The organism is Streptomyces albus subsp. chlorinus (assembly GCF_013302895.1).
In the GTDB taxonomy this organism is placed as follows: domain Bacteria; phylum Actinomycetota; class Actinomycetes; order Streptomycetales; family Streptomycetaceae; genus Streptomyces; species Streptomyces chlorinus.
Genome location: NZ_VJOK01000001.1, coordinates 2,902,840 through 2,914,324, shown reverse-complemented (window position 1 = coordinate 2,914,324; position 11,485 = coordinate 2,902,840). Strand labels below are relative to the sequence as shown.

10 protein-coding genes are annotated in these 11,485 nt (G+C 70.4%); 6 read left to right on the top strand and 4 right to left on the bottom strand.

What is annotated here, in order from left to right; all coding sequences use genetic code 11:
- The coding region (locus FM076_RS12980) for an amidohydrolase family protein (RefSeq protein WP_173870461.1) at positions 1-3,103 on the top strand (3,103 nt) is incomplete at its 5' end.
- Positions 3,104-3,288: 185 nt separating this feature from the next.
- Here the strand turns inward: FM076_RS12980 and FM076_RS12975 are convergent.
- Together FM076_RS12975 and FM076_RS12970 are read right to left on the bottom strand one after the other, a co-directional pair.
- Complete coding sequence (locus FM076_RS12975; protein WP_173870459.1) at positions 3,289-3,510, bottom strand: DUF397 domain-containing protein; 222 nt, start codon at positions 3,508-3,510, stop codon at positions 3,289-3,291.
- A complete protein-coding gene (locus FM076_RS12970; RefSeq protein ID WP_173874708.1) occupies positions 3,507-4,325 on the bottom strand; it encodes a Scr1 family TA system antitoxin-like transcriptional regulator in 819 nt (272 codons plus the stop codon). The genes FM076_RS12975 and FM076_RS12970 overlap by 4 nt, the downstream gene beginning before the upstream one ends.
- Positions 4,326-4,703: 378 nt before the next feature.
- Here FM076_RS12970 and FM076_RS12965 point away from each other — a divergent pair, with 378 nt between their 5' ends.
- The 4 genes from FM076_RS12965 (at position 4,704) to FM076_RS12950 (ending at position 7,764) form a co-directional block, all read left to right on the top strand.
- Positions 4,704-5,078, top strand: a complete 375-nt coding sequence (locus FM076_RS12965; protein ID WP_173870457.1) for an ATP-binding protein — start codon at positions 4,704-4,706, stop codon at positions 5,076-5,078.
- A 324-nt stretch (positions 5,079-5,402) separates the two neighbouring features.
- The gene (tgmA, locus tag FM076_RS12960) at positions 5,403-5,657 is read left to right on the top strand and encodes a putative ATP-grasp-modified RiPP (RefSeq protein ID WP_173870455.1); all 255 of its coding nucleotides are present in this window, start codon (positions 5,403-5,405) and stop codon (positions 5,655-5,657) included.
- A 35-nt stretch (positions 5,658-5,692) separates the two neighbouring features.
- A complete protein-coding gene (gene tgmB / locus FM076_RS12955) occupies positions 5,693-6,652 on the top strand; it encodes an ATP-grasp ribosomal peptide maturase (RefSeq protein ID WP_173870453.1) in 960 nt (319 codons plus the stop codon).
- On the top strand, positions 6,649-7,764 hold the full coding sequence (locus tag FM076_RS12950) for a protein-L-isoaspartate(D-aspartate) O-methyltransferase (RefSeq protein ID WP_173870452.1): 1,116 nt from the start codon (positions 6,649-6,651) through the stop codon (positions 7,762-7,764). Before tgmB ends, FM076_RS12950 begins: the two co-directional genes overlap by 4 nt.
- 91 nt (positions 7,765-7,855) lie before the next feature.
- Here FM076_RS12950 and FM076_RS12945 read toward each other — a convergent pair whose 3' ends face one another.
- Both FM076_RS12945 and FM076_RS12940 read right to left on the bottom strand, forming a co-directional pair.
- On the bottom strand, positions 7,856-8,629 hold the full coding sequence (locus FM076_RS12945) for a glycosyltransferase (protein ID WP_173870450.1): 774 nt from the start codon (positions 8,627-8,629) through the stop codon (positions 7,856-7,858).
- A 131-nt stretch (positions 8,630-8,760) separates the two neighbouring features.
- Positions 8,761-9,933: an acyl-CoA dehydrogenase gene (locus FM076_RS12940; protein WP_345944983.1), complete on the bottom strand. Its 1,173-nt coding sequence runs from the start codon at positions 9,931-9,933 to the stop codon at positions 8,761-8,763.
- 188 nt (positions 9,934-10,121) lie between these two features.
- Between FM076_RS12940 and FM076_RS12935 the strand changes: the two genes are divergently transcribed.
- Positions 10,122-11,465: a UDP-glucose dehydrogenase family protein gene (locus tag FM076_RS12935; RefSeq protein ID WP_173870448.1), complete on the top strand. Its 1,344-nt coding sequence runs from the start codon at positions 10,122-10,124 to the stop codon at positions 11,463-11,465.
- The last annotated feature ends 20 nt before the right edge of the window (positions 11,466-11,485 follow it).

Below are 11,485 nucleotides of genomic sequence, written 5' to 3'. Positions count from 1 at the left end.
CGCCGCCGCACGCGAAGCCGCCGCGGTCCGCTCCCGTACCGTGCCCTTCTCCGCCGCCACCAACGGCGCCGCCACCCTCGTGCCCGGCGCGGACCGGCTGATCGCGGAGATGCAGAACATCCTGTGGTCCGTCCCCCGTTCGGGTGGCAAGGCCCGCGCGATCAGCTCACCCGGCCTGGAGCCGACCCGGCCGGTCCTCTCGCCCGACGGCAGCACGCTGGCCGTGTGCGCCTACCGCGACGGCGGCTTCCACATCTGGACCCTGAACCCGGACGGCTCCGGGCTCACCCAGCGCACCGACGGCCCGTGGGACGACCGCGGCCCCGCCTGGTCGCCCGACGGCACCAAGATCGCGTTCGCCTCGGAACGCGGCGGTGACCCGGTCGAGGGCAGCCCGTACCGCATCTGGGTGCTGGACGTGCGCACCGGCCACCTGGAGCGCCTCACCGGGCGGAAGGGCCAGGGCGGCCCCCTCCAGGACGGTGCCTGGGAGGACTTCGACCCGGCCTGGTCGCCGGACGGCACGCGCGTGCTGTGCGTACGCGGCAGCGTCGTCGAGAGCGAGAGGGGGCCCGCGCTCGACTCCCGCACTCTCGTCTCCGTCGCCGCCGACGGCTCCGGCGACGTGCGCACCGAGCACGAGGAGAGCACCAAGGGCGTCTCGCTGATGACGCCCGCCGTCTCGCCCTCCGGCAAGGTCGCCTACCTGCGCACGACGCCCGCGCCCAGGGCGTCGTGCACCCTGGTCGTGGACGGCGAGCCGGTGGCGGTCGAGGGTGATGTGGCGCCGGTCCCGCCCCGCTGGGCCGACCGCGAGACCCTGCTGCTGACCGTCTCGGGCACCTTCCGGCTGCTGCGCCCCGGGCGTCCCGAGGCGGCCGGGCGCATCCCCTTCACCGCCGAACTCCCCACCGAGCGGCCCCGCTACCGCGTCAAGGACTACGGCTTCGAGGCGCCCGGCCGCCACCGGGTGCGCGGCGTGCAGCAGCCCGTGCTCTCCCCGGACGGCAAACACATCGCCTTCGTCGCCCTCAACGCGCTCTGGCTGGCCCCCACGGACGGCCGCGGCCGCCCCCGCCGGCTCCTCACGGCACCGGCGACCCGCTACGTCTGCGCCCCCTCCTTCACCCGGGACGGCAAGGCCCTGCTCTACAGCGACGACCGCGACGGGCTGCTCGCCGTACGCCGCAGGGAGCTGGATTCCGGCAAGGAGGAGGTGCTCGCCGGCGGCGGGCGGGTCTTCGGCACGCTCTCGCCGGACGGCACGCGGCTGGCCTGCCTCGACGCGGCGGGCAACCTCCTCGTCAAGGACCTGTCCGGTGGCGCCGAGCGCACCCTGGCCAAGCCGCTGGGCGGCGGCGGCATCCCCGGACCGCCGAGCTGGTCGCCGGACGGCCGCCGCATCGCCCTGTGCGACCGCAACCGGCTCAACTTCCGCTTCCGCGAGGGCTACAACCTCATCCGCGTGGTGGACGCCGAGACGGGGGACGACGCGCTGCACCCGCTGGCACCGCACGCCTCGCTGGCCGACCGGTACGCGTCCGGGCCCGTCTGGTCGCCGGACGGGCGGTGGATGGCCGCCGTCAGCGAGTCGGCGCTGTGGGTGCTGCCCGTGGAGCGGGACGGCAGCCCGGCGGGGAAGGCCCGGCGGCTGTCCGACGAGAGCGCCGACCACCCCTCCTGGTCCGGCGACTCGCGCACCCTGCTGTACCTGTCCGCCGGAAAGCTGCGCCTGCGCGACGCCGAGGGCGGTGACGGCGGCCGGGCGCGCACCGTACGCCTGGAGATGTCGTGGCGGCGGCCCGCGCCCGAGGAGACCGTCGTGCACGCGGGACGCCTGTGGGACGGCACCGGACCAGGAGTGCGCGAGGACGTGGACCTGGTGCTGCGCGACGGGCGGATCGCCGAGATCGCCCCGCACCGCTCCGGCCGCCGCGCCCGGCGCCGCCTGGACGCCTCGGAGCTGACGGTGCTGCCCGGCCTCTGGGACACCCACACACACCCCTGGCAGACGACCTACGGCGGCAGACAGACCGTCACCCAGCTCGCCTACGGCATCACCACCGCCGTCTCCTTCGGCGGCTTCGCCTACGAACAGGCCCGGTTGCGCGAGGCCGTCGCCGCCGGGAAGCTCGCCGGTCCCCGGCTGCTGGCCACCGGCGAACTGCTGGACGGCGCCCGCGTCGCCTACAGCATGGGCCGGGCCCACCGCACCGGCGAGGGCCTGCGCCGCTCGCTGGAGCGGGCCACCGCGCTCGACTGGGACTTCGTCAAGACGTATGTGCGCGCCCCCGCGACCACCATGCGCGAGGCGGCCGCGTTCGCCCACGAGAAGCTCGGCGTCCGCTCCGGCAGCCACTTGTGCACCCCCGGCGTGCAGGTCGGCCAGGACCTGACGACCCACCTCCAGGCCACCCAGCGGCTGGAGTTCGGCCACGCGACCAGCGCCACAGGGCACGCCTACGAGGACGTCGTGGGCATCTACACCAAGCCCGGCGACTTCCACCTGGTCGCCACGCCCTTCACCGCGAGCCCGCTGCTGGGCGCCCACCCCGAGCTGGCCGACGACGAGCGGGTCACGCGGCTGATGCCGCCCTGGGACGTGCAGGCCGTCCGCCAACTGGCCGCCACCCCGCCGACGGAGGCCGAGCTGGCCACTCTCGATGTGGAGACGGCCGTCTACCGCCGGGTGCTCGCCGCCGGCGGAGCCGTCGCACTGGGCACCGACCAGCCCCTCGTCCCCGTCGGACTCCACCTCCACCTGGCGCTGCGCGCCCTGCACCGCGCCGGGCTCCAACCGCACGAGGCGCTGCGCACGGCGACGGTCCTGCCCGCCCGGGTCTTCGGGCTGGACAAGGAGCTGGGCACCGTGGAGGAGGGCAAGCTCGCCGACCTGGTCCTGGTGGACGGCGACCCGCTGGAGGACTTCGACACCCTGGTCCGCACGGTCTCGGTCGTGCGGGGCGGCATCCCGTACGAGCGGGATGAGCTGGTCGATGCCTACAGCGGCTCGAAGGTCCGCGTCCGCGACGCCGGCCAGGACCACTGGCACCAGGTGAGCCGGCAACAGCGCCGCGACGGCTGCTGCGACATGGGCCACTGAGGGAGTGGCCCATTGAGGCAGTGGCTCATTGAGGGAGGGGCCCACTGAGGGAGTGGCCCACTGGGGGAGGGGCGGTCATCTTCTGCTTGCCGGATGGTGGAGCGTTGCGGGGCCGCAAGACGCAAGCCCCGCCGATCACTCGTCGCGGACGGATCGGCGGGGCTTGGACGGGCCGAGGCCCACGCTCAGGACTGTGCCTGATCGCCCTTGAGGTTCGTGATGAACGCTGACCAGGAAGCCGAAGAGAAGGTCAGTGCGCCGCGGTACGGGTCCTTGGAGTCGCGGACGGGGATGGCCACCCCCATGGTGTCTGCAACCTCGACGCAGTTGCCGTTGGCCTGGCTGTAAGAAGACTTACGCCACGTGGCACGGGCAAGGTTCACGTCCGTACCATTGTCGATCTTCATAGGTCATTCACCATGTTCCGGATCAGAGCCAGCGTCTCGGGGACGCTGACGGCAGCGGCTCTCAGGTTGACGAACACCGACTCGTACCGTGGGACATCGTCCGGGTACTGGTCGCTGTTGGCTTCGACGTAGACCACGTCCGGGTCTTCCTGGTCTGGGAACCGCAGAATAACGAAGGGGCCTTCCAGTGTCCCAGGATGAGCCCCCGCAGAGAAGGGAATCACCTGGAGCAGGACATTTGGCAGCTCTGCGACTTCCAGGAGTCGAATCAGCTGCTCCCGCATGACCTCTCGGTCGCCAACGACACGACGTAGCGCTGATTCATCGAGCACCGCGCGAAGCTCCAGCGGTTCGCCGCCCTCGGTGAGCAGCTTCTGACGCTGGAGTCGTACGTCGACTCGCTGTTCCAGTGCCTCTTCGGACAGACCTGGGTGAGTGGCGCGGTTGATCTCCTCTGCGTAGCGACGAGTCTGGAGCAGTCCCGGAACCACGGCTTCGTACGTGAGGAGCTGGCCTGCTTCCGCTTCCAGCCCGATGTACGTCGAGTACGGGATGTCGCTGTAGAGCTGCCACCACCCCTTCTTGCGGGCCTCCTTGACCAGCAACGCCAGCTTCTCCCGCTCTTGGCTCGCCTTCTCCACTCCGTAGAGGTCGAGTAGGCGGCTCACGTCTGCGGGTGTTGGAGCGATCCGCCCCTTTTCGAAGCGGGACAGTTTCGACGTTGACCACCTGAGTCGCGTAGCGACCTCGTTTCCACTCAGGCCGACTGCGTCGCGGAGACGGCGAAGCTCTTGGCCCAGCCGTCGACGCCGCACTACAGGACTCGATGTCGTCACGACCTCAAGTCTGGCCGCTCCGGCTCGGACACTGCAACTGGCCGTGCAATTGCATCCGTTCGTGGCATTGCACATAGCTGCGTGACGGATGCAGACTGCTGCAACAGCACAGGGAGCCGCAAGTGGCTCCCTGTGGTGGCGCGTTGGGCAGCTGTTGCACAAGCCCCTCGTCGGGGGAGCGGTCTGCCTGCGCCCTTGGCTGCTGGAGGTCCCCACATGAACGTCGCGGCTCAGCCCCCACGTACCGACGACCAACGCTCCTGGCCGTTACTGGCGGCCCGTCGCGACATCGGGGAGTGGCGGCGCGAGGTCGGCATAGCTGCGCGGGCTCTCGGGGCTGGCCGCGACGCTGTCCATGTGGCGCGCCTGGGCGTGACAGAACTGCTCAGCAACGTGTGCAAGCACGTCGCGGAGCCTCAGTGTCAGCTCGTCGTCGCCGTGGAGGGCGAGGTGCTGTGCGTGCGGCTTTTCGACCGGTCGCACGAGACGCCGCGCGTGACGACCCCGAACCACCTCGCGGAGTCAGGCCGTGACCTGTGGCTGTTGCGGGAGCTGGCCTTCGACATCGGCTACACGCTCACGACAGGGGGGAAGTGGGTGTGGGTCCACTGCGCGCTGAAAGACGGGTCGGCGGTCAGGTGCGCCGCACACGGCTGCGACCTGGGGTCCTCGTCCACGACCCGGAGCCAGGGATGGTCGCCGTTGCCGAGGAAGCCGGAAGAGGGTGAATGAGATCGCGTCGCCCCAGTGGCTTGTCCTGGACGGCCGTACGGCCCCGCCTGCGCCCCGCCACCTCGTGCGCGCGGCCCGGCAGCGCGAAGGCCCTCTCGACAGTGGGGCGCTCGCGCTGGGGACGTCCATACGTCATCGCGCAGTGGCGCGCCGTCGAGACGGTCAAGTAGCAGCTCCCAGATGTCCCACCCTGCCGACTACATCGAGAGGTTCTCCCAACCCAACCCCCAGGCGGGGCGGGCAGCAAGGCCCCGCCGGGCCGCGCCGCGCACGAGCCGGCCCGGCGGGTCGGAAGCGTAAGCAACGACGAAGGAGCTACCTGGGATGACAGCGACCGCACAACGGGTCGGCACCTCGACGATCCGCCCCTTCGGCCTCACAAAAGCCGTGCCCGTCAAGGTGATCGAGATCCTGAAGGACGAGCCCGCCCTGACGCTCTGCCCCGACCGGCAGATCAGCGTCACCAAGGACGGCACTCCCTTCATCCACGAGCCCTCGATGGGGACCTCGCTCACCACCAAGCAGCAGACGGTCGAGGACAGCCAGCTCGACGAGTCCACCGAGAACGACACCGACTGAGGAACCTGTTCTCCCGAGCAAGGAGTGATTGATCCGTGACGGTCCTGGTGCTGACTCGCGCGCTCGACGCATCGTCCGACATATCGGAGCTGACCGAGCGAGGCGTGCCCGTCTGCCGACTCGACCCCGGGGACTTCCCCGGCTCCCTCACCCTGGGCGCCCGCATCGGCCCCGGCGTGGGGCACTGGGCAGGCACGCTGCGCGGGCAGCACCGGGACCTCACCCTCGGAGAGGTCAGCGCCGTCTACTACCGGCGCCCATCTCCCTTCCGCATGCACCCCGGCATGACCGATCAGGACACCCGGTGGGCGCAGGCCGAGGCCCGCGCCGGGTTCCGCGGCATGCTCGCCGCGCTCGACTGCGTGTGGGTGAACCACCCCAGCCGCAATGCGCACGCCGAACTCAAGCCCATATCCCTGGCCACTGCCGGACGGTGCGGACTGTCGGTGCCGGAAACGCTCATCACCAACGATCCGGCCGAGGCGCGCGCATTCGTCGCATCCCTCCCCGGCAAGGCCGCCGCCTACAAAGCGCTCGGGCCCGGCGGACCAACCATCTACGACGGCAACGCGCATGCCCTGTGGACAACGCAGGTACGGGCCGAGGAGATCCCCGACACTGTCGGCCTCACCGCCCATCTGTTCCAGCAGTGGGTGCCCAAGGCGTACGAGGTGCGGGTCACCGCGGTCGGCCACCGACTGTTCGCGGCCGAAATCCACGCGGGTTCGGACGCCTCCCGCATCGACTTCCGCACCGACTACGACAGCCTCACCTACCGCCCCTGCCCGGTGCCCGGACCGATCGCCACCGGCATGCACGCCCTGCTCGACGTCCTCCACCTGCGCTACGCGGCATGCGACTTCCTCGTTGATCAGGACGTCGGGCGCTGGTACCTCGTCGACGTGAATCCGAACGGGCAGTGGGGCTTCGTCCCGGAACTCCGCGAGCCGATCACTCACGCACTCGCTGACCTGCTCGAAGGGAAATGCCCATGACCACCGCCACCACGTCGGCCGGCGAACTGCGGCGACGCATGGTCCAGCAGCTCACCGACGACGGTGCGCTGCGATCCCCCCAGTGGCGCGAGGCGTTCGCGGCCGTGCCCCGAGAGCTGTTCGTCCCCCGCTTCGCCAGGCGCGAGCACGGCGAACTCGTCACCTACCGCGCAGGTGACCCCGGCTACCTCGAAGCCGTCTACTCCAAAGCCTCGCTCAACGTCCAGTACGACCGTCACGGAACGGCCACCAGCTCGTCCAGCAACCCGACCATGATGGCGCTCATGGCCGAGGCCCTCGCGCCGGCCGATGACGATCTGCCCGTGCTCGACCTCGGCACCGGCCCCGGCTACAACGCCGCGCTGCTGTGCCACCGGTACGGCTCGGACCGGGTCGTCACACGCGAGGTCGACCCCCGCCTCGTCACCGCCGCGGCCACGCATCTGTCCGACGCCGGGTACGAACCCACGCTCACCGTGGGCGACGGCACCACCGGGTGCCCGGACCATGCCCCGTACGGTGCGCTGATCGCCACCTTCGGCATCGGCCGCATCCCGCAAGCCTGGCGGGACCAGGTCGTCGCCGGCGGAAACATCGTCGCCAACATCGGCCACGGACTCATCGCCCTGTCCATTGGTGACCATGGCGCCGCGACCGGCCGCTTCCTGCCCACCCTCGCCGCGTTCATGCACGCCCGCACCACCCCGCACGCCGCCCCCGCGCCCGCGCGCGCCTACGCAGGCGAAGCCGTCACCGCCGCCGGCACGGGCGAGGAGATCGAACTGCCCGTCGACCTCAACGGGAACATGCCGCGCTTCCTCGGCTCCCTGGCACACCCGGATGTCATCGAGTTCTCCGTCGTCGTCGACGACAAGCCGGTACACGGCCTCATCCACCCCGACTCGAACTCCTGGGCCCGCCTCACGCCCCGCGACGACGGCACAGCGCGACTCGAACACAACGGCCCCCGCGACCTTTGGGCAGAGCGAGCCCCGCTGCTCCACCAATGGGTGCAGGCCGGCCAACCAGGGCCCGACGCCTACACCCTCACCGTCCACCCCGACGGATGCCACCAACTCGCCCTGGGCGAATGGACATGGCCTCTCGCGTAGTCCGTGGGAGCCCCGTCGGCCGGCCGACCACCTCTTCCTGGGCGACACAGTGGCCTCCGGACCGGCTGCCCCGCAGGGTGCGGCGGCGGTTCTAGATGCGCGAGTTGCGCAGTGACTGCCACACGGCGCCGGCCAGGGCCCGAGTCGACTGCGGGACCGACAGGTGCTCGTGCTTGCGGTACAGCTCCCAGTTGTACTGGACGAGGCTGAGCTTGTTGGAGGACAGGGAGCCTGCCTGATGGGCTCGGTACACCGCCAGCGGCTCGACCAGGCCCCGGGCGTCGAAGCCGTCCCGCATGATCGACAGCCACAGCGCGTAGTCCTGCCGCTTGCGCATCTCGGGCATCAACCTCGTGCCCAGCACGTTGCGGTCATACATGGCGGTCAGGGCACCGATGTGGTCGCGGACGAGCATCTGGCGGTAGGTCACGTGCTCCTTGGCGTGGATCACCCGTCCGTTCGGCACGAAGTCGGTGCTCTCGCCCGCGTGGTCGGCAGACATCTTGAAGTACGAGGTGAAGGTCAGCGGCGCGCTGCCTTCCGCGGCGAACGCGAGCTGCCGCTCGGTCTTCTCCGGCAGCCACATGTCGTCACTGTCGAGGAAGGCGATGTAGTCCCCACGGGCCCGCTCGATAGCGCGGTTGCGTGCCCGGCCGGCACCACCCCGTTCAGGCGCCGATTCCGGCAGGACACGCTCGTCCTCCCGGGCGAACTCCCTGAGCAGGTCCATGGAGCCATCGGTCGACCGGTCGTCGGTGATCAGCAGCTCCAGGTCGCTGTGGGTCTGCGTGAGCACCGATCGGACCGCTGCACCGAGAGTCGTCGCCGAGTTGAAGACGGGCATCACGACGGACACCAGGGGCACAGCGCTTCTCCTTGCTCAGCCGGGAACGAGGGTCCATTCAAACACTGCGACCGAGGAGGAACTGTGCCGTGGCACATGCGCCGGCCCGTCCCGTGTGCAGGGACGGGCCGGTCCTCATTCAGTAGATCCCGCTAGGGAAGGTTCCTCGCCATCACGATCCGCTGGACCTGGTTGGTGCCCTCATAAATCTGGGTGATCTTCGCGTCGCGCATCATCCGCTCGACGGGGTAGTCGCGGGTGTAGCCGTAGCCGCCCAGCAGCTGCACCGCGTCGGTGGTGATCTCCATGGCGGCGTCGGAGGCGTAGCACTTGGCGGCGGCGCCGAAGAAGGTCAGGTCCTCCTTGGCGCCGTCGCCGTCCTCGAAGACGCGCTCGGAACGGGCGGCGGCGGCGTAGGTGAGCTGGCGGGCCGCCTCGATCTTCATGGCCATGTCGGCCAGCATGAACTGGACGCCCTGGAAGTCCCCGATGGGCTTGCCGAACTGCTTGCGCTCGGTGACGTAGCCCTTGGCGTAGTCCAGGGCGCCCTGCGCGATGCCCAGGGCCTGCGCCGCGATGGTGATGCGGGTGTGGTCGAGGGTCTTCATCGCGGTGGCGAAGCCGGTGCCCTCGGCGCCGATCATCCGGTCGGCCGGGATGCGCACGTTGTCCAGGTAGACCTCGCGGGTGGGCGAGCCCTTGATGCCGAGCTTCTTCTCCGGCGCGCCGAAGGAGACGCCCTCGTCGCCCTTCTCGACGACGAACGCGGAGATGCCCTTGGTGCGCTTGCCGGGGTCGGTGACGGCCATCACCGTGTAGTACTCGGAGACACCCGCGTTGGTGATCCAGCGCTTGACGCCGTTGAGCACCCAGTGGTCGCCGTCGCGTACGGCCCTGGTCTTCATGCCGCCCGCGTCGGAGCCGGCGTCCGGCTCCGACAGGCAGTAGGAGAACATCGCGTCGCCCTTGGCCAGCGGCGCCAGGTAGCGCTTCTTCAGCTCCTCGGAGCCGGAGAGGATCACCGGCAGGGAGCCGAGCTTGTTGACGGCCGGGATGAGGGAGGAGGAGGCGCAGACCCGGGCGACCTCCTCGATGACGATGACGGTGGCCAGCGCGTCGGCGCCCGCGCCGCCGTAGCTCTCGGGCACGTGCACGGCGTGCAGGTCGTTGGAGACCAGCGCGTCGAGCGCCTCCTGGGGGAACCGGGCCTCCTCGTCCACCTCGGCGGCGTACGGCGCGATCTTCGCCTCGGCGAGCGCGCGCACCGAGTCGCGGAGCATCTCGTGCTCCTCGGACGGCCGGTAGAGGTCGAATTCAGACGCCACGGTGTCTCACTCCTTCGAGAGCATGCCAAGGGGCTGCTGGGGGTGTGCGCGGATGACGGGCTTGCTAATTACCGTTAAGTAACCCCAATTTTAGTGGCCGTGACCCTCCACGGGGTACGTGAGGTACACGACAGAGAAGCCCCCGTTATGCTCGCGGGCAGCGTTCTGCCGTCACAAGGAGCACCCGCATGGCCTCGCCCAAGATCACCGTGATCGGCCTCGGCTATCTCGGCGCCACCCACGCGGCCGCCATGGCCGAGCTGGGTTTCGAGGTGCTGGGTCTGGATGTCGTCCCCGAGAAGATGCGCAAGCTCGAACAGGGCCACGCGCCCATGTTCGAGCCCGGACTGGAGGAGCTGCTGCGCGCCCATGTCGCGGGCGTTCCCGGCTCCACCGGCAGGCTGCGCTTCACCGATTCCTGGGAGGAGATCGGCGCTTTCGGCGACGTCCACTTCGTGTGCGTCAACACCCCGCAGAAGCACGGGGAGTACGGCTGCGACATGTCGTACGTGGACCGCGCCGTGGACTCCCTCGCGCCGCACCTGCACGGGCCGGCGCTGGTGGTGGGCAAGTCCACCGTGCCGGTCGGCAGCGCGGAGCGGCTCGCCGCCCGTATCACCGAGCTGGCCCCGGCAGGCCAGGACGCGGAGCTGGCCTGGAACCCGGAGTTCCTGCGGGAGGGCTTCGCGGTCAAGGACACCCTGCACCCCGACCGCATCGTCGTCGGCGTCGGCGGACCGCGCGGCGAGGGCCTGCTGCGCGAGGTCTACGCGCGGCCCCTCGCGGAGGGGACGCCCTTCCTCGTCGCGGACTTCCCGACGGCCGAGCTGGTCAAGACCGCGGCCAACTCCTTCCTCGCCACCAAGATCTCCTTCATCAACGCCATGGCCGAGGTCTGCGAGACCGCGGGCGGCGACGTGGTGAAGCTGGCCGAGGCGATCGGGCACGACGACCGTATCGGACACAAGTTCCTCCGCGCCGGCATCGGCTTCGGCGGCGGCTGCCTGCCCAAGGACATCCGCGCCTTCATGGCCCGCGCCGGCGAACTGGGCGCCTCGGAGGCCCTCACCTTCCTCCGCGAGGTCGACTCCATCAACATGCGGCGCCGCGCCCAGATGGTGGAGATGGCGCGTGAGGCCCTCGGCGGCGCGCTGCTGGGCAAGCGCATCGCGGTCCTGGGCGCCACCTTCAAGCCCGACTCCGACGACGTACGGGACTCTCCCGCGCTCAACGTCGCCGGCCAGCTGCACCTCCAGGGCGCCCAGGTGACGGTCTACGACCCCAAGGGCATGGAGAACGCGCGGGCCGTCTTCCCCACCCTCGGCTACGCCCCCTCGGCGCGGGACGCGGTACGGGGCGCCGATGTGGTGCTCCACCTCACCGAGTGGTCCGAGTTCCGGGAGCTGGACCCCGCGGCCCTGGGCGAGGTCGCCGCCACGCGGCACATCCTGGACGGGCGCAACACCCTCGACCCCGCCCTGTGGCGCAAGGCGGGCTGGACCTTCCGCGCCCTGGGCCGTCCCACCCTCTGAACCCGGGCGGTCCCTGGGGC

Excerpts from the sequence above, each read along its gene's own strand:
- FM076_RS12975 (WP_173870459.1), bottom strand. The coding sequence starts at position 3,510 with ATGAAGATCGACAATGGTACGGACGTGAACCTTGCCCGTGCCACGTGG.
- tgmA (WP_173870455.1), top strand. The coding sequence starts at position 5,403 with ATGACAGCGACCGCACAACGGGTCGGCACCTCGACGATCCGCCCCTTC.
- FM076_RS12950 (WP_173870452.1), top strand. The coding sequence starts at position 6,649 with ATGACCACCGCCACCACGTCGGCCGGCGAACTGCGGCGACGCATGGTC.
- FM076_RS12935 (WP_173870448.1), top strand. The coding sequence starts at position 10,122 with ATGGCCTCGCCCAAGATCACCGTGATCGGCCTCGGCTATCTCGGCGCC.